The sequence below is a fragment of the Deltaproteobacteria bacterium genome (assembly GCA_016874735.1).
In the GTDB taxonomy this organism is placed as follows: Bacteria; Bdellovibrionota_B; Oligoflexia; order Oligoflexales; family CAIYRB01; genus CAIYRB01.
In genome coordinates this window covers 1-22,554 of record VGTI01000052.1, presented here as the reverse complement: position 1 = coordinate 22,554, position 22,554 = coordinate 1, and the positions used below count along the sequence as shown (strand labels likewise).

The 22,554-nt window shown below is 53.6% G+C and carries 20 protein-coding genes and 1 tRNA gene; 7 read left to right on the top strand and 14 right to left on the bottom strand.

Annotated elements, in window-relative coordinates; translation table 11 throughout:
• The 8 genes from FJ146_15930 to FJ146_15895 all read right to left on the bottom strand — a co-directional run.
• On the bottom strand, positions 1-609 hold a 609-nt coding region (locus FJ146_15930), incomplete at its 3' end, for an amidohydrolase (protein MBM4253458.1).
• 21 nt (positions 610-630) lie between these two features.
• The gene (locus FJ146_15925) at positions 631-1,461 is read right to left on the bottom strand and encodes a hypothetical protein (GenBank protein ID MBM4253457.1); all 831 of its coding nucleotides are present in this window, start codon (positions 1,459-1,461) and stop codon (positions 631-633) included.
• Positions 1,454-2,443, bottom strand: coding sequence for an HD domain-containing protein (locus FJ146_15920; protein MBM4253456.1), 990 nt, complete (start codon positions 2,441-2,443; stop codon positions 1,454-1,456). The genes FJ146_15925 and FJ146_15920 overlap by 8 nt, the downstream gene beginning before the upstream one ends.
• 49 nt (positions 2,444-2,492) lie before the next feature.
• The gene (locus FJ146_15915) at positions 2,493-2,858 is read right to left on the bottom strand and encodes a DUF393 domain-containing protein (protein MBM4253455.1); all 366 of its coding nucleotides are present in this window, start codon (positions 2,856-2,858) and stop codon (positions 2,493-2,495) included.
• Between the two features lie 35 nt (positions 2,859-2,893).
• Positions 2,894-3,958, bottom strand: coding sequence for a hypothetical protein (locus tag FJ146_15910; GenBank protein MBM4253454.1), 1,065 nt, complete (start codon positions 3,956-3,958; stop codon positions 2,894-2,896).
• A gap of 107 nt (positions 3,959-4,065) precedes the next feature.
• Positions 4,066-5,070 carry a ketoacyl-ACP synthase III gene (locus FJ146_15905; GenBank protein MBM4253453.1) on the bottom strand — a complete coding sequence of 335 codons (1,005 nt, stop codon included), beginning with the start codon at positions 5,068-5,070 and terminating at the stop codon, positions 4,066-4,068.
• Positions 5,071-5,186: 116 nt separating this feature from the next.
• Positions 5,187-6,893 carry a long-chain fatty acid--CoA ligase gene (locus FJ146_15900; protein MBM4253452.1) on the bottom strand — a complete coding sequence of 569 codons (1,707 nt, stop codon included), beginning with the start codon at positions 6,891-6,893 and terminating at the stop codon, positions 5,187-5,189.
• A gap of 60 nt (positions 6,894-6,953) precedes the next feature.
• Entirely contained in the window at positions 6,954-7,934 is a 981-nt protein-coding gene (locus FJ146_15895; protein MBM4253451.1) for a hypothetical protein, read from the bottom strand.
• A 254-nt stretch (positions 7,935-8,188) separates the two neighbouring features.
• On the opposite strand from FJ146_15895, the gene FJ146_15890 reads away from it, so the two are divergent.
• Positions 8,189-9,187 (top strand): NADP-dependent oxidoreductase, encoded by a 999-nt coding sequence (locus FJ146_15890; GenBank protein MBM4253450.1) that lies wholly within the window; start codon positions 8,189-8,191, stop codon positions 9,185-9,187.
• A gap of 4 nt (positions 9,188-9,191) precedes the next feature.
• Here the strand turns inward: FJ146_15890 and FJ146_15885 are convergent, their stop codons facing one another.
• Genes FJ146_15885 through FJ146_15870 form a run of 4 tightly spaced genes read right to left on the bottom strand, consistent with a single transcriptional unit; the run spans position 9,192 to position 14,830 of the window.
• Positions 9,192-10,283 carry a CoA transferase gene (locus tag FJ146_15885; GenBank protein MBM4253449.1) on the bottom strand — a complete coding sequence of 364 codons (1,092 nt, stop codon included), beginning with the start codon at positions 10,281-10,283 and terminating at the stop codon, positions 9,192-9,194.
• Positions 10,284-10,303: 20 nt separating this feature from the next.
• Positions 10,304-11,449: an acyl-CoA dehydrogenase gene (locus FJ146_15880; protein MBM4253448.1), complete on the bottom strand. Its 1,146-nt coding sequence runs from the start codon at positions 11,447-11,449 to the stop codon at positions 10,304-10,306.
• Between the two features lie 17 nt (positions 11,450-11,466).
• Positions 11,467-13,605, bottom strand: a complete 2,139-nt coding sequence (locus FJ146_15875; protein ID MBM4253447.1) for a 3-hydroxyacyl-CoA dehydrogenase — start codon at positions 13,603-13,605, stop codon at positions 11,467-11,469.
• A gap of 16 nt (positions 13,606-13,621) precedes the next feature.
• Complete coding sequence (locus FJ146_15870; protein ID MBM4253446.1) at positions 13,622-14,830, bottom strand: acetyl-CoA C-acetyltransferase; 1,209 nt, start codon at positions 14,828-14,830, stop codon at positions 13,622-13,624.
• Positions 14,831-14,984: 154 nt separating this feature from the next.
• On the opposite strand from FJ146_15870, the gene FJ146_15865 reads away from it, so the two are divergent.
• On the top strand, positions 14,985-16,280 hold the full coding sequence (locus tag FJ146_15865; protein ID MBM4253445.1) for a hypothetical protein: 1,296 nt from the start codon (positions 14,985-14,987) through the stop codon (positions 16,278-16,280).
• An 18-nt stretch (positions 16,281-16,298) separates the two neighbouring features.
• Positions 16,299-17,195: a DUF2236 domain-containing protein gene (locus tag FJ146_15860; GenBank protein ID MBM4253444.1), complete on the top strand. Its 897-nt coding sequence runs from the start codon at positions 16,299-16,301 to the stop codon at positions 17,193-17,195.
• Here FJ146_15860 and FJ146_15855 read toward each other — a convergent pair.
• A complete protein-coding gene (locus FJ146_15855; protein ID MBM4253443.1) occupies positions 17,171-17,857 on the bottom strand; it encodes a sugar nucleotide-binding protein in 687 nt (228 codons plus the stop codon). The genes FJ146_15860 and FJ146_15855 overlap by 25 nt on opposite strands.
• Before the next feature lie 127 nt (positions 17,858-17,984).
• Here FJ146_15855 and FJ146_15850 point away from each other — a divergent pair, with 127 nt between their 5' ends.
• The 4 genes from FJ146_15850 (at position 17,985) to FJ146_15835 (ending at position 21,400) form a co-directional block, all read left to right on the top strand.
• Positions 17,985-18,950: a hypothetical protein gene (locus tag FJ146_15850; protein MBM4253442.1), complete on the top strand. Its 966-nt coding sequence runs from the start codon at positions 17,985-17,987 to the stop codon at positions 18,948-18,950.
• Between the two features lie 58 nt (positions 18,951-19,008).
• Positions 19,009-19,084 (top strand) — tRNA-Cys (locus FJ146_15845).
• A gap of 120 nt (positions 19,085-19,204) precedes the next feature.
• Positions 19,205-20,476 (top strand): hypothetical protein, encoded by a 1,272-nt coding sequence (locus tag FJ146_15840; protein MBM4253441.1) that lies wholly within the window; start codon positions 19,205-19,207, stop codon positions 20,474-20,476.
• A 177-nt stretch (positions 20,477-20,653) separates the two neighbouring features.
• Positions 20,654-21,400 (top strand): hypothetical protein, encoded by a 747-nt coding sequence (locus FJ146_15835; protein MBM4253440.1) that lies wholly within the window; start codon positions 20,654-20,656, stop codon positions 21,398-21,400.
• Between the two features lie 44 nt (positions 21,401-21,444).
• Here the strand turns inward: FJ146_15835 and FJ146_15830 are convergent, their stop codons facing one another.
• Complete coding sequence (locus FJ146_15830) at positions 21,445-22,179, bottom strand: hypothetical protein (protein ID MBM4253439.1); 735 nt, start codon at positions 22,177-22,179, stop codon at positions 21,445-21,447.
• Positions 22,180-22,554: the final 375 nt, after the last annotated feature.

Genomic DNA, 22,554 nt, shown 5'->3' with positions numbered 1-22,554 from the left:
CTTCACCTCAATATGAAAGACATTAGTGGCAGCCAAGAGCGGACCTGAGCGCAGATATACTTTCCCACACGGCACTTCTGGCCAGCCATGAAGCCCGAAGATAACATCAACCTTGGGCTGATCGAGTACTCCATCTTCACACATCACTTTGGCACCGGCGCCACCCTCTTCGGCCGGCTGGAAGATAAACTTCACCTGGCCGCGCAAACGCTCACGTAAGTTCGCCAATACCATGGCACTGCCAAGTAAATTGGCCATATGACCGTCATGTCCACAGGCATGCATCACGCCGTCGTGACAGGAAGCATACGCCTTGCCTGTGACTTCCCTCACCGGCAACGCATCCATGTCGGCTCGCAGACCTACGGTCGGCCCTGGTTGCTCGCCCTTTAAAAGGGCCACAACGCCAAGCTTGCCCACCCCCTCGGTCACGGTTAGTCCTGGAATCTGCCTGAGCTTGGCAGCGACCGCAGCAGCCGTGGCTTGTTCGCGCCAGGTGAGCTCTGGGTGGCGATGGCATTCATGCCTAAAGGCAACGACTTCCGGCAAAACCTGTTGAATTTCTCGGTCGACGAGCTGGCGCAAATCTGCAGCTACGTTCAGTTTCATGGGAGCTGATACCTCAACGATTTAAAACAGGCGGCCAGCCCTCAGGCCTACCAGTCCAAAGATACGAACGCCTTGAATATCATGATTCAGGGCCTGATTGACAGCAGCATCACCGCCACCGACATCCATCTGCACGAGGCGCCCCATTTGAACACCTATCGGCGTCCACTCAAAATAATAGCCGCCACCCGTGACCCAGCCGATATTCATAGCCAAGCTGCAAGCCCCACCCTTACCAGTGAATTGATAGGCCGTCACGCGATCACCTGTAGCACCGTCATCCGTATTGAGCGATTTCAAGGACCCGTGCCACCGGTGGAAACTGAGACTGCCCTCGAAATTGATAAAATCAAACTGACTCAAGTAGTAGCGGGCCAATGCGCCGCCACCCTCACTTGCAAGCTCAGCACGGTAGCTCAGCCGATCAGCTAAAGTTCCCGAGCCACTCATCTTGCCACGACCACCGTAGATCGCTAGGTACCAAGCTGGCGACGCCAGCCAACCTATCTCTAAACCGTAACTCTGCCACGGCTTGACTTGGCCTAGCATTGCGGCAACACCAAACCTGTAATCTTTATGCTTGTCGCGAACGCTTTGGTTGTCCATCTCAGCGACCACTGCTTGCGAATCTGCCTCTATTGCCGAAAAAACACTGCCCTCAGTGGCAGAATCGACCTCTTCAATAATTTCATCGCCGTCAGGCGTGGGCGGAACCGGGCTAGTCATCCTGACCTGTGCGCCGGCGACCGAGGATAAATTAAATACAAACCATAGTCCGGCAACTGCACACATGCCGCCCATATCAGGCATTGATCGTCTTAGGTTGCGGCGATGTGATGGGACTTTAAGCATACTTCCGTATTTTTCCTGCCAGCAGTTCTACCATGGCATTGTACGACTCTTGATGTAGGTTCGGAAGTAACCTATCACGAATGAGGGCCAACGCCTCAAAACGAGTCCGCGTCACCTGATAGGGACGATTCGTGGTCAGGGCATCGAATACATCCGCAAACGCAGCGATCTTGACCTCTTCCAATATTTCTTTATCCGTCAGTTGATGAGGATAACCGGTACCATCAAAGCGCTCGTGATGGTGCAGGATGATCTGCTGCGGTACCAGTCCTAAGCCGGAGGCTTCCAGCATGGCAGCTCCGTATTCTGGATGTTTTTTTATCTCCACCCATTCCTTCGGTCCTAACGCTCCCTTTCTACCAAGAATACCGCGCTCAATCTTGCTTTTACCAACATCATGAAGGAGAGATCCCAGCGCTAAGTCGCGCAATTTGTGTTCGTCGGATTCCCCCATAAAAACCGCGATGGCCAGTCCATAGGCAGCGACTCTAGCGCTATGATAGTAGGTGTACTCGTCATGATTCACCAAAAGGCCGAGAGCCGTGATGCATAGGGGATCCGCCTTGATGCAGTTGACCATAGCGTGGGCAATCTCACCGGTGCGCGCGATGATTGACGGAGTGATCTCGTGATCGTAGAGGACCCTAGTCATTTCTGCAGCTGCTGCAGTTAGATTGACAATCCGGAGTCGCGGATGGCTTTCCGTATCTAAAGAAGCAAGCCTGTGCAGTTTTAGATAAACTTCGGCTCGTGGTTTATGAACCGTCGGATAAAATAGCTGCTGATGCCCACTTGCTACTAAACGACTTAGTTCGTCCCGACTCCATCGGTACTCGGCCTGCGCGTACAAGGTCAACATCCCTGCAGCCTCTACATAGAGGTCAAAGTCGGTGGTGCTATTATCCTTGATACAGTCAACGGGAAGGGCCTGCATCTTACTTTTATCGGGCGAGGCAAAGTCATGAGACCGAGGGGAAATCACGGCGCGATGCTCCTTAGCTGGGGGTCATTCGGACTAGCGACGATTACTTTTATGTGGGACAACGCAGACAAAGACGCTTGAGTAGGTGACCGGCTTTTGCCACAGAACGGACGACTGGCTGCCTGAGCCCCGTGCGGGAAGCGAGCCAGTCGAGATGAGAAAGATCCTGCCAATTGCTTATGAGGTAAGACCAGGCATCTTCGCCCTCAAGAAGTGATTCCCCGGTCAAGACACGGAGCCGATCTGCTGGCGCATCGCGCAGTCCCTCGGGGAGAACGGAACGGCCGCGCTCGCTCACGCTAAAATCCTGCCAAGCGACCGTAGTGAGTCCACTGCGGCGCGTGACAAATGCTGCCAGGGTCCGACACATCGGACAGGCAGCATCGTAAAGTACAACTGGATCGTTGGGCGTCATCTATCTATGGTACAACGATTAGCCCCAATCCTGGATCACTGCGCGAGATATACCATGATATTTTGCAGCAGCTTCATAGTGTCAGGACTCTGATTCGTCCAGGCCGCGTAGTAGCGCGGCAAATCTCCATCGAGGACAAAACGGGCGCCGTTTGCCTCACTCTTGCCGACGGCTAAGGTAGCCTGACCAAGACCATCAGTCGCAAGGATTTGGATGCCGCCCTTGTCCTGGATGGCGTCGCCATGCGCTTTAACGCCTGCAATCGTGAGGCTGTCAGCAATCGAAGTCATACCCTTAAGGAGCACATGACCCTCGTCAAACTTGTCAGCACCGATGGAGCTGTCGAGTAGCACTTGAGCCATAGGGTTCAGAATATTCCCCTCGGGTAGCGCTGTGGCAAAGGATGCGCCGAGGCCCCGAGCGTCAGCAACGGCTGCTGCGTGGGTGATGGAGCCATAACCGGCGCCAATAAAGATATTTGCTTTAGTTGTCGCCATGCGCTTGGTGATTTCAACAAAGAAAGGGTGGTTCGCCTTTAAGTCGGCTGGATCTGCCGACGAACCAGATAGGAGCCAGATCTGAGTGTACGAGGTGAATGTCGGATCACCGAACGCCTGCTCAAATTTGTTGCTACCTTGAGTCAAAGTCGGGCTCTCGGGAGCCTTGAGCTGCATATTAGTGATCTCAGGCGCAGATCCGTTTGTTGCGCCAAATAAAGCTCCCGCCAGGGTTAACTTAGCTAGGATAAAGTGATGGTACTCGATAGAAACCGAAGTGCCGCAGGCCTGTGTCAGTCCGTTACCGATACGATAAACAAAGTTACCGCCGTCGCCAGACCACCAGCCAGATTTAAGATCAATCACCAGAACTTTTTGAGCTTTAGACGGACATTTGTTTAGGGTCCCGTCGCTACCTACATCCAGGCCAGGGCCCACCGCTGGGTCGCCAAGCTCAGGCAGCTTGGCTGTAGACCCTAGCTCCGGCAATTTTGCCGGCTGTTTACGCCCCGGGACTGTACCCGACTCTCCGCTAAAACTACTGCCGCCGCAGGCACTTACAAGACCTAAAACGGCCGCAACCACACTCCACTTGCCGATCATTTGCCACTCCTCTATTGCACAACAACCCCGACAGTCGTTGCGTTATCGGCAAAATCAGCAAAAAACTTTAGTTAAATAGGAAATTAACAGTTACCCAGTAATTACTCTTACCATCGCACTAAGGCTGATCCCCAGGTAAACCCTGCACCAAAGGCCGTCATCGACAGCAGATCGCCGCGCTCGAGACGACCACCACGTACGGCCTCGTCCAAACACATAGGCACTGACGCCGCCGAGCAGTTGCCATACCGCTCGATGTTATTGTGAGTCTTAGCTAGGGGTTGTCCCAGCTGTTTCAATACTGCTTCGTTGATGCGCATGTTAGCCTGATGGAAGAGGTACAGCTTAACATCGTCAGGGCTCACCTGATGCTTCGCGAGTACGCTACTAACCACCTCAGGCATGAGCGTCACGGCATGCTTAAAGACATTGCGGCCGTCCATTTGCGGGAATTGCATGCCCTTGTCCAGGTTCTCCTTAGTGATGGCAGGCCATTGCTTGAAACTAGGCGTCTCGAGCTTAAGCACCTCGCGATAGGCTCCGTCCGTGTGGGCTTCCACACTCAGGACGCCATGCTCTGGACTGGTCTCCGGGACGAGGACCGTGGCCCCCGCACCATCACCAAACAGTACGGCAACATCGCGCCCCTCAGTTGTTAAGTTGATGCCGCGCGAATGACACTCAGCACCGACCAAAAGCACCCGCTGAGCCTGACCGGACTCGATAAAAGCGGAGGCTACCTTTAGCCCATAAATGTAGCCCGAGCATTGCCCGCGCACGTCAAGTGCAAGGATTGGCCCACAACCCAGATAATCCTGCAAAAAGGCACCTGATCCGGGGAAGAAATAATCCGGGCTAAGCGTCGCAAACACGATCAAGTCTAGATCGGTGGCCTTCAGACCTGCCATCGTCAGCGCCGCGCGCGAGGCCTCAAGCGCCAGATCCGCTGGTCCGATGCCAGGCTTAGCATAACGCCGCTCTTTAATCCCAGTGCGCTGCTGGATCCACTCGTCGGAGGTATCCATCATCTTTTCTAGGTCTTTGTTAGTATAGACGTCCGGAGGAACGTACATACCAGTACCAACAATTCGGGCACGTGGGTGCGTCTGCATGAGAGCTAAACCTTCGCTATTACTGAGGAAAATAGATACGAGCGAGCCGAGTGTAATGCAATCAGCCGAAGGTTGCACTCTTAATTTGGTACGACGTGATCCGATGACTTCCTAAATCACTCAAAAACGACGACGTCGTTACCCTCGTATATGCGGTCGATAAAGGGCTGGTAATGCGATGTCACCACCTTGCGTTTGAGTTTCATGGTGGGTGTCAACATTCCGTTTTCGACGGTAAACGTGTCGGTCAAGACGCCGATTTTTTTAATCGATTCGTGACGGGCCAGTTCCTTATTGATCGCATCAAGGTGATCGAGTAGGCGCGCTTCCACGGCCTCCGTCGTCACCACTTCTGTGTTTATGACCACTAGGGCAATGCAATACTTTTGGTTGTCACCAACCACCATAGCCTCGGCGATGGCTGGTTCTTTTTTCAGCTCGTTTTCGATGGCGACGGGTGCCACGTATTTACCAGTAGAGGTTTTGAGTAGCTCTTTCTTACGACCGGTTATCTGCAAATTACCTTTGGCATCGATCGCGCCAAAATCCCCTGTGGCAAACCATCCGCCGGGGAGTAGCGCTTCGCGGGTAGCCTCGTCATTCTTGAAATACCCCTTGAAGATGTAAGGCGCCCGAAACAGAATTTCACCATCATCAGCAATTTTTACTTCGTTGAGAGGAAACAGTTTACCGGCCTTACCAACGACAATTTGCTCAGCGCTCGTGTAAACGCCAAGACAAAGATTTTCCGTTAAGCCGTAAACCTCACGAATGAAAATCCCGAAGGCAGCAAAAAACCTCATGATGTCTGGCCGAATTGGTGCAGCTCCCGTGAAAAAGTAGCGCACTTTATGCATGCCTAATTTTTCACGCAATTTTTGTCCCACCAGTTTATCCGCGAGCTTAGCGCGTCGTTTACTATCGTACGCTTTGACGATGGTACCTCCGTCGCACCTTGCAGATCCGGCAAACTTCGCCAATTTAAAGACACCCCGTTTCACTGGACTGGCATCTTTAAGACCGTTGGTAATGCGCTCGTAGATACGCTCCCAAAGACGCGGCACGCAAAGCAGGAGGGTCGGGGGATAAAGCTGGAGATCTTCGACAATGGTGTCGACGCTGCGCGCAAAGACGACCTCGTCGCCAAAGGCAATGGACCCAAATTCAATGAGGAGCCGCTCCGCCACATGCGATAGCGGCAAAAAAGAGAAGAAGCGATCGGGTTCGGTACGTCCCTCAGCGAGTATGGACCTAGCCACGTCGATGGCAGCCATAATGGTGCCGTGTGTGTGCACGACGCCTTTGGGCAGACCCGTTGTGCCTGAAGTGTAAACGATAGTTGCGACGTCGTCTGATTTGACGGTGGCAGCCTGTGCCAGAGGCGTCACATCGGACTTCAAAATGGCCGCTAGTTCTCCACCGTCGAAACAAACTTTAAGCGATGGGCACTTGACGTCCTTGACGCGGCTTTCTTCGTCATAAAAAATGACCTTAGCCTCGCTGTGCTCGAGGATGTAGTTAGTGTCCTTGGTCGTCGAGGTCGAGTAGATCGGAATGGAAACACCCCCAATCATAAAGATCGCGAGGTCAGTGATGATCCACTCTGGTCTGTTGCTACTCATGATGGCGACGGCATCGCCTTTTTTTACGCCCTGCTTTACCAGCCACCCAGCAACCTTGCGTACAGACTGTTCATATTCGGACCAGGTCATCGCAGCCCAAGCCTTGGCCTTTTTATCGAAATAGCGAAAAGCGACTGCCTTAGGCGCACGCGACGCATTGTCCAAAAACATAAGGGCTAGCTGCTGATATGACTGTGCCATAATCTCAAGTCTCCTCGGCTACCGTGAATACTGAAATCAGGAATACTAAACTTGCTGCGATCAGGGTTCGTTCTTTAGGATCGTTTTTACAGGAATCAACTGCTCGTCGGTCAGGTAGCGACTCATCGATTCGTCCTTGTGAGTAACCGTCCGGACAAACGCTGCCAAGGCACCTGCAATGAATGTCCTAAATTTTACAGGATCCATCGTTTCGGCCACTTTGCAAAACTTCGTTGCCCGCAGGGCCTTTAAGTAGATGCCCTCGAGCATATCGGCATGACCGTAGTCAGCCGCTTGAACGTACCACTTTTGCGCAGCAAAATGGTCGTAGAAGTAGGGCGTGCTCTGATCGTCGGTAGCACATGCCGGCCAACCTTTGCGTCCAGGCTCTTTGCCCAGGCCAGTTGCCAAGAGGAGTACCGGTACGTTGTCGTCGTAAATCTCATCCTTGGGGATTGCCGGTAGGGTCAGGTTTAGCGGATCACCGTTGACTGGGTCGATGAGCATCAAACCAGCGAGCTCGCCTTTGACATTGCGATAGAGCTCCATGACCGCCTTAGCGGCCGAGCTATGACCCGCGATGATTATCTCGCGACTGTTGACTGCGGGAGCCACACTGCGGGTGAGTTCTGCAACCAGGGCCTCTTCGAGGTGATCCTTAAGCCACTCAAAAGTTTTTACAAAGCGCTTGCCCAGCGCTTTGGAGTTACTAGCAGCCTTGAAGTCGACAAAGGGTATCACCGCTACCATACCGCGAGCGGCAATTTTCGCCATCGTCTCAGCATAGGCTGGTGCTGGTGCAAGACCGGTGAGCCCCGTCTCGAAAAACACCACGGGCACCGGCTCCGAAGCCGCAGGAACCCAAACATCCAGGGCAAACTCTAAGCCTTCGGACGGTTTCGCCTTTAGGCGCACATGCCGCGTAGGAAGGGACTCAGGACTGGCATCGTTATAAGGAGAATCGTCAGTTTCTGGGGCAGAAAATGCAGACGTACCTGTTAAAGAGAGAGCCAAAAGTATCGACACTAGGTGCTTCGCCATGCACAACCCTTCCGATGCGGCCAAAGGGCCACAGGTGATCACCAACGTTTAGGGGCATCTTATTACGATACCTGAAGGGTACTTGTCGTCAAACTTCTCGGGCCGGCAATAATGTCGGCCAAATGGCCAACTTAGCTCCCTTTGACGTTTCGGGGCGGTCGACAGTGTTGGCTAGATCCCTGATTGGATTATAAAAACTTGCAACGTATACTGCCTTTCTCAAATCCACTTATGCAGGCCAAAGGAGGTCTAGGATGATCAACCGTCGTTTTGTACTGACGAGCCGCCCCACCGGACTAGTCTCGTCCGCCAACTTTCGTTTCGAAGAAGTGCCTCTTCCCATGATCAAGGACGGCGAACTACTGGTACGCGTCAAATACGTATCGCTCGACCCCACCCATCGCATCTGGATGAGTGACATGGAGCAATACATGGAACCCATCGCCCTCGGCGATACCGTCCGCGCCTTCGGTGTAGGCGTTGTTGAGGAATCGAAGGCTCAAGATTTCAAAAAAGGTGATTTAGTTTCGGGACTACTCAACTGGCAGGACTATGCCGTCGGTAACGTTGGTACGTTTCAGAAATTACCACCTCTAGATGTGAGTCCCACTGCCTTTCTGAGCGTGCTTGGCCTAACCGGTGTCACCGCCTATTTTGGCTATCTCGATATCACCAGCCCAAAGGCCGGAGAAACCCTAGTAGTTTCTGGGGCAGCTGGTGCCGTTGGTTCCATTGTTGGCCAAATTGGCAAGATTAAGGGCCAAAAAGTCATCGGCATCGCTGGCAGCGACGACAAGTGCCGCTGGCTCACTAACGAACTTGGCTTCGACGGTGCCATCAACTACCGCAAAGATGACGTGTCTGCCAAACTGAAATCACTTTGCCCCAGCGGCGTAGACATTTACTTTGATAACGTAGGCGGCGCTATTTCAGAGGCCGTCTGGGCTCGCATGAATTTGTTTGGTCGCATCTCCGTCTGCGGGCTGATCTCGGGATACAACGAGGGCAAGCAAATGCTCGGCCCAAAAAACTTTTCTCTGATCCTCATGAAGAGACTGAAAGTGCAAGGATTCATCGTCATTGATTATGCGCAGCGTTGGGCGGAGGCAGTCCATGCTCTGTACGGCTGGGTCAAGGAGGGTAAAATCAAATACTCCGAAGATATCGAGGAAGGGCTGGAGAATGCGCCCCAGGTCCTCAATAAACTCTTTGACGGTAGCAACACCGGCAAGTTGATCCTCAAGGTATCCTAGTCAGTCAACGACTTTCGCCCAGTTTAACGCCTATATGGCGGTAAATTGGGCGAAAGGTCGAGTACTTGAGCGGCGACGCCAGTTGCTTTTGACTCTGCCCCTCACCACAAGGCACCGACACCACCATGCTTCGCTCGGACAAAAGAGAGCTACCGATCATCTCGTCTATCGTCAACACAGGCTCCACGCAGGCGTCTGCTTTACTAAATATCTCCTGCCATGCAGCTAAGGTCCGCGTCTCGATGCGTTCTTGAATTGCAGCTTTAACTTCGCGCACGGCATCTGGCTTGGTCAGCGGTAGATCCTTGACTCCGATGAGTTCAAGAAACCGCATCACAAACTTAGGTTCCAGTCCACCCACACTCAGGTGCCGATTGTCCTTGGTCCGATAATAGCCGTAAAACGATCCACCGTTTAGTGCCGTCGACTCCCAACCGGGACTCTTCCCTGCAGCCAAACCCATCTGCAACCAGAGTCCCGACAGCATCAGACTGGCATCGGTAATACTAACGTCAATGTATTGGCCTTCGCCCGTGCGTTCACGGTGGTAGAGAGCCGTCATGATCCCAAACATCGCATGAAACGATCCAGCTAGATCACAAACAGGGGTCCCGTGAAGCGCCGGGCCGTTTGCCTTCGTACCCGTCATTGCCGCGAGACCACTCAAAGCCGCGTAGTTTATGTCGTGACCCGCGCGATCCCGGTAACTACCTGTCTGTCCGTAGCCGGTGAGCGAACAATAAATCAGCCGCGGATTCACCTTGACCAGCGATGCATAATCCAGCCCAAACTTCGCCATCACTCCCGGCCTGAATTGTTCGATCACGACGTCAAACGTTCGGACTAATTCACGCACTGTCTCGATCGCTGCGGGGTCTTTCAGATCGACACTCAGCGATTTCTTCGAGCGGTTGAGGAATGCGTGAGTGGTGCTAGTGCCATTGGCAAAGGGCGGCGTCATGCGACTCAAGTCCTCGCGGTCTGGAGCCTCAACCCGCAAGACCTCGGCCCCCCAATCGGCAAAGTACATAGTCGCAAAGGGCCCAGGGAGCAGGGTCGTAAAATCCAAAATCCGTACGTTGGCTAAAGGCTGCATGACGGCCCCTCACGCGGCAATTAGAGTTTCATTTGTTTGGCTATTACCGACTTCATGATCTCATTGGTGCCGGCGTATATGCGGCCAATCCTGGCGTTTACGTACATCCGACTGATGGGATACTCCTGCATGTAGCCGTAGCCACCATGAAACTGCAGGCATTCGTCGATGACTTTACACGCGAGGTCACTCGCCCAGTACTTAGCCCCGCATGCCTGCTCCGGCGTAATCTTGCCGGCCATCTGGTCCTGAATAAGGCGGTCGATGTAGATTTGCGCGATGTCGGTTTCCGTCGCGAGTTCCGCTAGTTTAAACTGCGTATTTTGGAACGCACTGATCGGCTTACCAAATGCCGTACGCTCACGTACGTACTTCATCGTCATATCAAGGGCGCCACGACAAGCAGCCACCGAGCCCACTGCCAGTGATAAACGCTCAGTCGCCAGCTGCGCCATCAAGTAATGAAAGCCCTTGCCAGGATGACCCAAGACATTGCTTTGCGGCACCTTCAAATCCTCAAAGTAGAGCTCAGCCGTGTCCTGCGAATGGAGGCCAATCTTCTTGAGACGGCGTCCGCGTCTAAACCCAGGCTGGTCCCGTTCCACCATGAAGATACCCATCACATGCGGATTGGATGGATCTGTCTTTGCTGCGACGAGCACCAAGTCTGAGTTGATGCCGTTAGATATGAATGTCTTTTGGCCATTAATGACCCAGTGATCGCCTTTGTTAACGGCAGTGGTCCGCATGCCAGCAAGATCACTGCCTGCACCTGGCTCAGTCATGGCCACGGCGAGTATGGTTTCGCCGCTGACAATTTTAGGAATGATCCGCGCTTTCTGCTCCTCGGAGCCGTAAGCAATGATGTAGGGCGCCACAATGGTTGTATGCAGACTGAGCATCAAACCATATTCATCAAAGTAAGCTAGCTCTTCGAGCATAACCGCTTCGTAGCGGAAGTCTTCAACTCCAAGCCCACCGTACTGCGTCGGTGCCTGCGGCACGAGAAAACCCAGCTCGCCGCAGCGCTTCCAGACGGAGTGAGGGACGATACCATCCTGCTCCCACTGGTCCCGATGGGGCAAAACTTCGTCCTTTAAAAAGCGACGAAAATTGGCGCGAAAGAGTTCGTGTTCTTCTTGAAAAATCGTGCGCTGCGTAAACATGCCTTCCTCCAACGATTTTAGAAGTTTTCATTACGCTCGGATTTGTCTAGGAGGAGCTTGGGTGGCGTAAAACGTCCACCGTAAGCGTCGGCCAGCTTTTTCGCTCGCTCGGTAAATTCCCTGACACCGTAGCTATTGATAAATTGCAGCGTGCCTCCGCTCCAGGGAGCAAAGCCAAAACCAAAAATCGAGCCTATGTTGGCATCGCCGACTGTGGTTAAGACTTTTTCCTCAAGAATGCGTACGGTTTCGATGGCCTGAATAAACAAAATACGGTCTTTCATGTCTTCGAATGGAATCTGCTTTCTACCGCCGAAGATCTTACGCAACTCAGGCCAGATAAACTTGCGACCATCCGCCGGGTACTCGTAAAATCCACTGCCTGCGGCTTTGCCTTTGCGCCCATGTTTTTCGAGCATCTGGCTAATGACGTCGTAAGCGGGATGATGGGGGACCGGCTTACCAGCAGCTTTGAGATCGGCCTCGGTAGCGCGACGGACGAGATCGAAAAGACTGAGACTCACCTCGTCCGAAACCGCCAGCGGCCCGACTGGCATCCCGGCTTGGATAGCTGCACGCTCGATAGCGACAGCCTCCTGCCCCTCACCAAGCATGGCGATCCCCTCTTGCGTGAAAGCACCAAAGACGCGCGAGGTGTAAAAACCACGACTGTCGTTGACGATGATCGGCACTTTGTCAATTTGTCGGACAAAATCGAACGCACGAGCTACTGTCTCTGGCGAGGTTTCAGTGCCACGGATGATTTCTACTAGTTGCATCTTATCGACGGGCGAGAAGAAATGCAGACCAACAAAATGATCGCGTTTGGGCGTCGATGCCGCCAGGCTCGTAATGGGCAGCGTCGATGTATTCGAGGCAAGTATCGCACCCGTGGGGAGTTGTGCTGCGGTCTTACTAAGGACATCATTTTTGATCTTGCGGTCTTCAAATACTGCCTCGATCACCATGTCAGCCGCTGCTAGGGGTTCGTACGTGTCAATCAGTACGATGCGCTCCAAGATCTGATCGCGCTGCGCCTCGGTCATCTGCCCCTTCTTGATACGGTCATCGAGCAACTTAACACTGTACTGCTTCCCTTTTGCTGCAGCTTCGATACTGACATCTTTAAGAAACACTTTGATGCCAGCTTTGGCCGCAACGTAAGCAATCCCAGCACCCATCATCCCAGCCCCGAGCACGCCCACCGTCTGACACCTGGTCTCTGCGGTGCCTTTGGGCCGATTTTCGCCCGCCTTGACGGCATTAAGCTGGAACCAAAATGTCGAAATCATGTTGCGCGCCACTTGGCTCGTAGCTACTTGGGCAAAGTAGCGACTTTCGATGCGAAGAGCTGCAGCGATGTCGACTTGCAGTGACTCCACCGCCGCCGCGAGAATGGCATCAGGAGCCGGGTAGCAGCCTTTAGTTTTATCAAGCAGCATCGCTGGAGCAATCGGAAGCATCTCGCCTAGCTTGGGCTGTTTTGGCGTCCCACCAGGGACCTTGTAACCGTCTTGGTCGAAAATTTGTTTGCTACCAGGATTGGCGAGGATCCACTGAGTCGCGTCGCGCAGGAGCTGATCTTTATCTTTAGCAAGACCGTGGATAAGCCCCGCTTTGAGCGCTGCCTCAGGCGAGAGCTGTTTACCTTCAAGAAGCAGGGGTAAAGCGGCCTCAAGTCCCACCAACCTTACTGTACGTACGATGCCACCAGCGCCTGGCAACAGGCCCAAAGTGACTTCCGGTAGGCCGATTTTTTGGCGTGCATCCTGAATCATCACCCGGTGATGACAGCATAGAGCTATTTCCCATCCACCGCCGAGGGCGCTGCCATTAATGGCGGCAACCACGGGTACGCCCAAGGTCTCAATCGCACGCAGATCAACCTTGAGGGACTCAACCATGGCAAAAACCGATCCGGCATCGTCTGGTCCCAAACTGCGCAACTCACCAAGGTCGCCACCAGCGAAAAAAGTACTCTTAGCTGACGTAATGATGACACCCTTGATTGTTGCGGACTCAGCCCTAAGACGCTCCACGCTCGCCTTGAGGGCGCTACGAAAAGCGGCATTCATGGTATTAACTGGCTGCCCGACCGCGTCAAACGTGAGGGTGACGATGCCATGCTGATCTTTATCAAAGCGAATATCACTCATGAGGATCCCCCCTCTCTTATTGACGTTCAAATACAGTGGCAATACCCATCCCAGCACCGATGCAAAGCGTTACGACACCGTAGCGCAGGCCGCGGCGATGCAGCTCGTCGACCAGCGTCCCCGTCAGCATCGCGCCCGTTGCCCCTAGTGGGTGGCCCATCGCAATCGCGCCACCGTTGACGTTAATTTTGTCCCAGGGCACGCCCGTGTCTTTTTGAAACTTCAATACCACAGACGCGAAGGCTTCATTGACCTCGAAGAGATCGATGTCTTTAATACTGAGATTTGCGCGTTTCAGCGCTAGCATCGTTGCCGGTACTGGACCAGTAAGCATAATAGTTGGCTCACTTCCAACTACGGCGGACGCGACAATGCGCGCCTTGGGTTTTAGGCCCAGTTCATCACCAATAGACTTGCTACCAATCAGAACGGCCGCAGCGCCATCGCTGATACCTGAAGAGTTTCCAGCGGTATGCACGTGATGTATTTTCTCAACGCCGGGATAGCGGTGATAGGCCACGCCGTCAAAACCCAAGTCACCGATCTTGGTGAACGAAGCTTTTAGCTGTGACAAGGCCGCGACCGAGGTATCTGGCCGGATGGTTTCATCTTGATCTAAAATCACGAGCCCATTTTGATCGACCACAGGCACCTGGGAGGCGGCGAAGAGTTTCTGACTGCGAGCTGAAGCCGCTTTCTGGTGGGAACGCAGTGCAAACTCATCAACTTGCTCGCGACTGAAGCCGTCCATCGTTGCAATGAGGTCCGCACCGATGCCCTGCGGCGCGAATCCAGCGATGCGATTTGTCTCGGGATCCTGCGCCCATGGCCCGCCGTCGGCCCCCATGGTCACCCGCGACATTGACTCCACGCCTCCTGCCACCACTAAGTCTTCAAAGCCACTCATCACTTTTGCAGCGGCGAGATTGATAGCTTCAAGCCCCGAGGCACAGAACCGGTTGATCGTGACGCCTGCGACACCGGTATCCCATTGTGCATGGAGGGCAGCAGCCTTAGCGATATTCATTCCCTGCTCGCCAACGGCCGTAACGCAGCCCGTGACGATGTCGGACACACGATTTGTCGGGAGATTATTGCGGTGGCGCAAGGCCTCAAGCTGCTGACTTAGCAGGCTTATTGGCTTCAGCTCATACAGCTTGCCATCGCTCTTGCCCTTACCCCGTGGCGTACGTATAGCATCGTAGATGTACGCTGTCCTCGACATGCACGCTCCTTGCAAAAATTTTGTGGGAATACTAGTCCTGACTCTACGTGGCCACTTGCTTTTGGTCAATCCGGGCTTGCCCGCAACGGCGACGACTAGTCATAATGACGATCGCGATCGGTATTCCATCAACGGCTCAATAAAAGGCTTCACTATGCGACTGAAAACTAAACTACTCATTGCGATCGTATCAGCCTCCCCGTCTCTCCTAGCGGCCAGTCCTTCGGATACCGATAAGGTTCACGCCGGTTGGAATATACTGAACGCTCCCTATACGTCCGGTTCGCCTGTAGATGGCTTCACCTTCGAATGGCAGTATTTTATGGTGCACGACCGGGACGGCAAATTCACCGGCTCCATTGGATTCGTCCTGGCCGACCCCAAAGGTCGCCTCGGTAAACCCAGTAACGACGGTGCCATCGTCCCAAGCGAGATACCATCACTACCGTTTTCCGTCATGCCGTCGGGGGCGAGTGTTGCCGTCGCCGGTAAATGGGCCGATGGCAGTTGGTTATCTAACTACGAGCGCCTCCAGCAAAGCCCCTCCATTGCAGCTGACGGCAAGGGCTTTCAAGCTAAAGACGATAAACAGGGATTCTTTGCCGCATTGAACGAGCTCGAGACGGTGACTCCTGCCGGCGGCCAATTTGAACTCAAAGGTAAGACCAAGGATGCCGCGTGGGATCTGAAGATAACACCAGAATGGACTGAGCGCGCCACGGACCAAGCCGGCGTGCCGTTTGGCCCCATCACTGGCTACGACATGGGCCACCTGCCAGGGGAAAAGTGGACCGTACACATGCAGTGGCCCAGAACGCAGGTCGAAGGAACCATCACTAATTTAATAACTGGCCAAACGATTGAGGTGAGCGGTCACGGCTACCGGGAGAATTCCTGGGGCCGCTGGAACTTTGCCATCGACGGTTGGGCGTTTTCGGTGGTCTCCGATGCCGCACATAAAGTGCAGTGGGCTTGGCAAAGCTATCACAAATCCAAGACTACGGACTGGTTGGACGTCAGCTTCGAGGACCGAGGGCGACTCGTAAAGCGTCGTCTGTTTGCTCATGCCGATGAGCTACGCTGGACCATGAGCGACTGGAAATTCAATCAGGAGGCGCGCCAGTGTGTCCCCAACAAGATTGAAGTGACGGCTGAAGACGCCGACTACCGCATCAAGGCAAGCTACGATCTCTCGAAAGATCAGACGCCGATGCTATCTTCGGCAACCCCACTTACGAAAATTTTTGTTATCATGATTCATACGCCCTACATTCGTGGCACGATCGAGAACGCTAAGACTGGCGCACTCATCACCAGCTTCGAAGGTCAGGGCGGTGGTGAGTTTTCCACCATACGTAGTGTGCGCGGTGCCGTTGACGACAAAGGGTGCGCGCGTTTCGGTGAAAAATTCAACCACGAGTACGAGGCAATCAAACGCGGCGCAAATTAACTGAGGAGGCCCAGGCTTATGGCTCAACCGTCCTATCTAAAGATGGATCCTGTGAGAGATCACGAGACTATCGTCAAATGGATGGTTGTAGACACCTGGGCCTTTGATTTAGTGCGTTCGATCGAGCTGGCCCTACTAAAGACCTTTTCGGTCCCCTCGATCGCAAAGATCTTGGTAGATTCCCGCGAATTCCTTGATCACACGCAAAAGCGCTACGACGACACAGATCTCCTGCTCTCGATGTTTATCGAGCGCGGTTACACCAGTGTCGAGGGTCGCGAGGCAATTCGCCGCATCAATCGCATGCATGCCGTGCATCCTATCACCAACGACCAGATGCTGTATGTACTGTCGACCTTCGTGATTGATCCGATTATTTGGATGTCATCCTACGGCTGGCGTCCCTTGATGCCGGTGGAAGAGCAGGCTCTGTTTCACTTTTGGATTGCCGTTGGCAAACTCATGGGAATCACCGATCTCTTTACCGACCTCGAAGCAATGCGCGCCTACCACACGCGTTATGAGGCGGAGTGCATGGTCTACAGTGACAACAACCTGATGCTTTACAAAGGCGTAGTACCAACGGTTGCCAGGAATCTACCATTTCCGCTTTCAATCCTTACAGCAAAACTATTGCCGGCCATCATGTCACCACGGATGTGCGCTGCCTTCGGCATTACTCCAGCTGGAAAATTCATCCGCCTCATCGTTGAGTATGCACTGAGGACTCGTGGACGTATCGACCAGCTTTTGCCGCGTAAACCGCACTGGCGTCTCGCCATGAAACGTCGCACCTACCCGAACGGCTTCACCATCAAAGAACTAGGCGTATCTAATCGCCCCAAGTTGGCCAGCTGTCCTGTGCGCCACATTCATCGGCCGACTCAGGATCACACGGCGGATCTATCGGCGTAAAACTCGTCACCTTCAATGACGACGGTACCGCACGGACTCTTGAGGACGGCCTCACGAATGAGGGCGGTCGCCACCTGGCTCGCGGTGATCGGACGGTACTGCGTGAGCTTTGCCGCAAGTCCCACGCGCCCGACTGCGTTAAGTAGAGGCGGCAGGATCTTGCTCGCCAGGTGCTCACCCAACCGACGCTCAGGGCGGTCGCCTAGCAGCAGTGAGGGCCTGGCAATGACACAGGCCACGCCGAGCGCTGTGAGACCCTGCTCCATCTCATGCTTGGTGCGCAGGTAAAACCCGCTGGGTCTTGCCGCACCCACCGAAGAGACGACGCCGATGATCAACTTGGGGTTACAAGCCGCCGCAGCACTGGCAAGTTTAACCGGATAATCGAGATCCACCTTGCGAAACGCTGCCTGCGATCCGGCCTCGCGGATGGTGGTTCCGAGCGCTATCAGGAGTACATCGCACGGCAGGGTGCCCAATTCCAGTGCTTGATAGGCCAAAGGATCGTCGTAGGCAAATGGGTACTCGTGCACCTCGGTAAAGGGCGCCAGTGCACCCGACCTCCTCACTATTGCAGTGACGTTGTGATCATGTCGTGACGTGAGCTGCCTCAGCAACTCCCTACCTACCAGACCAGTCCCTCCGGCAACGACAATGTTCATGACTCTGCCCTAAAAAGTGGGTGACGACCCTAGCTAGGGTCGGTATAAAGCGCCCCTTGGGTTCGCCATGGCGCACCTGATCGTCACGCTAAACCTCCGTCAAACTATTTGATTCTAGGGGCATACCTTGAAGCCATCAAGCTTCGGTCTCAACTTCTCGCGGATCTTGAATAAACTCTCGCGGATCGTCTTCCCCATCGCCTGTCTGGGCGCGGGATTGGGTGCCAAGGCACTAGCAGCCGATGGCACCGCGACTGAGAGCAAAGGCGCCGTCGAAAAGGCTCCTGAATCCTCCGCCCCAGCAGCTCCTGTCATCAAGAACGAGCGCATGCGTGCACTCGATGGATCTAAATCCCCCTGGAGCGGCCAATTTAACCTCAATTATAGCGGTCCACCGCTGCGCAACCCGTTGTCGGCTGAGGCCCCCAACCCAGGCAATATCCTGCCACCTCCCGTCGTCCTCATGACGGGATCTTTCGCGGTCCGCAATCGCCTCGATTCACAAACGACCATGGGACTCGGTACCGGCATCGGCACAGAGACGCCGTTCCAGGGCCCTAAGAACACCAGGATCTCCGACCCCTATATCGACCTAGCGCGACGCTACAGCCTGGGACCTGTCATGGTAAGGGCCGGAGTGTCAGCCAAGTTTTACACCAACCACCGTTACCGGGACGTCAACGGCTACCTCAATGGCTTCGGCTTTTTCAGCGACTCCGTGGTCGAGGTCTTCCCTAACGCCACTCTGGGGCTGATCTTCAATGGATACTTCAATACTTTTCAGGAGGGTAGCAAGTTCCGGCGGCAGAATCAGGTCGAGACGCAGTTTTATATCGACCCGGTGTTTGAGTACCGCTTCAACGATATCGTCAACTTCCGCACTATGACCGCCTTTACCTACGCTCATACCCGTGAAATGGCACCCCGGTACAAGTACCGACGAAACCCTGACTTCCAGCAAGTCGGCTTTGGCATCACGGCCGCTCAGGGCCTGTACTTCAACGTGTACGCCAAGATGTTCCCGTTCGGCAGCGATCCAGTCACTCTGGATAATACCAGTCTCGGCATGAGCATGATCATGAATCTATTCTAGAATCCTCTTGCATGGTCTCGGGTTTCTTGCCATAAATGCAACTCCTTACCGAGACACTGGCGCCGTACCCAAGTGGCTAAGGGAGCGGATTGCAAATCCGCGATGCATCGGTTCGAATCCGATCGGCGCCTCCATTCCTCTCTCCAACACCCTACATTTGTTCAATTTTTAGCAGTTGCTAAACTTTTCATGCGTTCGTGCCGATAAAGTTTTTAGTTGATTCCGAATCCAAACTAAACTTTATGGTGCATAAAATGAAACGCGTTATATCGCTTTTTATCGTTTTGCTGAACACATCATGTGGCGACTTTTCGCAAGATGTCGCATTTAGGCGACAAAACAAAAGTGGCGACGTTAACACCGACGGGTCTCTCGGCCTGTATGCGGAAACAGGCTTTCTGCCCGAGCCGGGAGCGTGTAACAAAACCTACTCTAAGGGCTACTACTGCGACGGTTACACACAACGCAACGTGCCCTTATCACCAGCGTCACCGAATCCTACTCCTGAGACCTCTGCGTCCACCATACCACCACCGCAAGCGGTGCAGCTGCAGGTTGTGGGCACCTTTGATCACGCGCGACCCTCGGTGGTTTATATTCACGGCTGGAACGCGGAGGGACCCCAAAAAGTTTATCCCTTCCCTGATCACTGGGCTCATCAAGCTATACTCGCTGGCTTTAATGTTTTGGCGTTCCACTGGTCCGGGCTCTCCTACGACACAGGCGCTGGATGTCCAGGCTTAGGCATCGTCGGTGGCCCCAACCTCCCTTGTAATGCAGCACACCAACTCTACAAAGCTGGAGGTGCCGCCGACAAATTTCTTGATGCCTATCGCGTTCGGTTTACTAACTACAGCCAACCGGTACGGCTCGTAGCTCACTCCATGGGCTCGCAACTGGCGATACTAGCGACCTACCGCATGCACAAGCGGGGTGATTTCGAAGGCGTGAAAAAGCCCACCCGCATCGACCTGCTCGATCCCTTCATGACCCCTGGGCTTGGCGGTAGACGCGACATTCCGTTCGACGGCCAGGTTGCGTCAGATCGGTACCTACCGGATGATTACCGAAGAAACATCGTCACCAGCTTTAGACCAGGCAGTAAATGTCGCTCGTGGTCGATCGGCCTCCTCTGGTGGACTATCAGCCCTGCTAATCATTTGTCGCATTACTGCCAGAACGAAGGCATGGCCTATGCACTGGTCAAGGACCACAATATTGCAATGATCGATTTTAATTCCATTTTGGGCGGCGTCACCGCCAATGATTTTCGCAAAATTATGTTGTTTCAAAGCTTCAACAGCCGCGCGTTTATGCAGCACCCTCTCTCACTCCACGTCGCACCCGTCGCTGCTTACTTCTTTTCATTCGCACCTGGCACACCACCCAATGGCTACGACGCATCGACACCTGACTCACAGATCCTAGCGGCGGCACGCGACCAAGCCGTACACAATATAAACACAAATCGGATACAAACGGCGGGGCTCAATACCGTGACCTTGCAGGATGACGGCTACAGATAACGCACAACAAGAAGAAGGCGCTAATTATTTACCCATTGAACTTTATTGACATTATCGGACGCGCTTGCATTTTTGCTAAAGTTTCTGGCGACGCGTTCCGATCCCCCCCCCGGGACCCCGACAACGTTAGTGGTTTTCAACCATGGCAGCCCGACTTAGCTGCATTAGGAGTCCTGTATGAATCAAGTGGTAGTTCTGATTGCAATGGGTGCACTTGCAACAGCTTGCAGTGAGAAGGCCGCCAACAAGGATTTGAGATCACCCAAGGCCCCTTCGACAGCGGTCGGCAGGCAGCCCGGCTCGGGCAATGTAGGAGGTCAGGCAACCACACCTCAACCAACGCCGGTAGTGCAGCAACCTGCTCAACCGTCGCCTCCGTCACCCACGACGGATAATCGCTCGCAACCGCCGCTCGCGCTTGATGGTAACTGGGCGACAACTTGTCAGTCAGATCCTGAAACGGGGTCGTCCGAAACCAATACGGCGACGTACCAGGGCACTAGGTTTACCTTCAACGTACTTTTCTACAATGACGATAAATGTGCAGACTTACGCCAGACCTTTACGGTGGAATCGACCTATAAATTGGGAAAACCGAGCATTAAGGTGGAAGGGGCCTACGAGGCTGACTATATCGTAACTAAAGTAACCCTAACACCTGCCGCCGATGCCATTGCCGCCGTTATGACAGAAAATTTCAAGACTGCCAATGTAGCCGCGTGCGTTGGGTATGAATTCAAAGCCGACGTGCCGACAGATGTCACTAAATGCGGACTGTTTCCCGCCGCTCTCTTCGACATCGTGAAGGTCAACGGTAAACAAATGCAGCAGGGTAACTGCAACGCTGAAGGTGCCTGTGAGACTGTAGAAAGACGTGCCCGTGCGGTAGACGAGATGGTTTATACGAAAGTCGAGAGTAAGTAAATAATCCTAATTTTGATGGTCTTCTCGTCTGACTGGAAGCCGGCTCAGATGCTGCCCATCCATCGTTCTGCGACATAGGTGCCAGTGACTTTGGAGCCATCCAAAACATCAAGCACGTAAATTTGGGCCAGATGTCCGTAACAGCCCGGGTTCACGTACTTCGACAAACGGAGTGACTCTTTCCTATCTTTAAACTTTGCGGTCAATATAACTTTGGCATCAGCTAGGGATTGAGGCTCGGTCGTGCAATCTTTGGGGTCTGGCTCTTTACTTGACTTGAGATCCCCCGACACAGCGACCTTAGACGCAGGACGTTTGGCATCGCCACTGATATATTCTAGCCGCTCAATTGGCAAATCGGCCGCCACTGCTAGGACTTGATAAGCGACATTATTAGGCGGCTTAGCGATTTCGTAGCGCACTACTGACACATTGGTATTACAGGCGTCTTGATCAACGCAGTCGAAGTAGTCTGAATCAGCACTGCGGAATTTTTTAACTCGATCCGGAATCAGGCCTCCCAGTTTCTGGTCCAAATAGCCCTGGCGTTTGCCAGCTCGCGCTGCGCGACCAACCTCCTTTTCAGCACAAGCTTGCGCACTCATACAATGTAGGGTCACAGCCTGTGGCCACCGCTCCAGGGGCGGTTCCTTTTGAACATCAACGCCGTCAACCGCGAAGGCTTGGAGATAGGCATTTCCGGTCGGGTATGCTTCGCCGACGAAGACTTTTCCCGCCAATCCGGCCAACAACACTGCTGTAGGTGCGGTCACAGGCATTTGGTTTCCTTTTGTAGGATTAGACTTCCATCGCATTAAATTTAACGGCAATGATTTTGAGCGTTTCATTGGGTGCTTAACTATAACATGGGCGCAAGAGCCCAGCCAAAGCCCTGGATTGGGGTGTCACACACCCAGGTGCACCCATATTAAAACCAGCCTTAAACCAGCACCTTAGCGCTCAACAAAATCACTAATCGTTTACTTTGTAAATACCAAATGTCTACAACTCTCAAGTTTAGCTAACCAAATTCCGATAAGTTTACAAAGGAGACACTCACTATGAGCCACAAAAAACTACTTCTCAATACACTACAGACCAACGCCACCACCATCGGCTTATCGCTAATGCTTTGTAGCCTCTTCGTAGCCTGC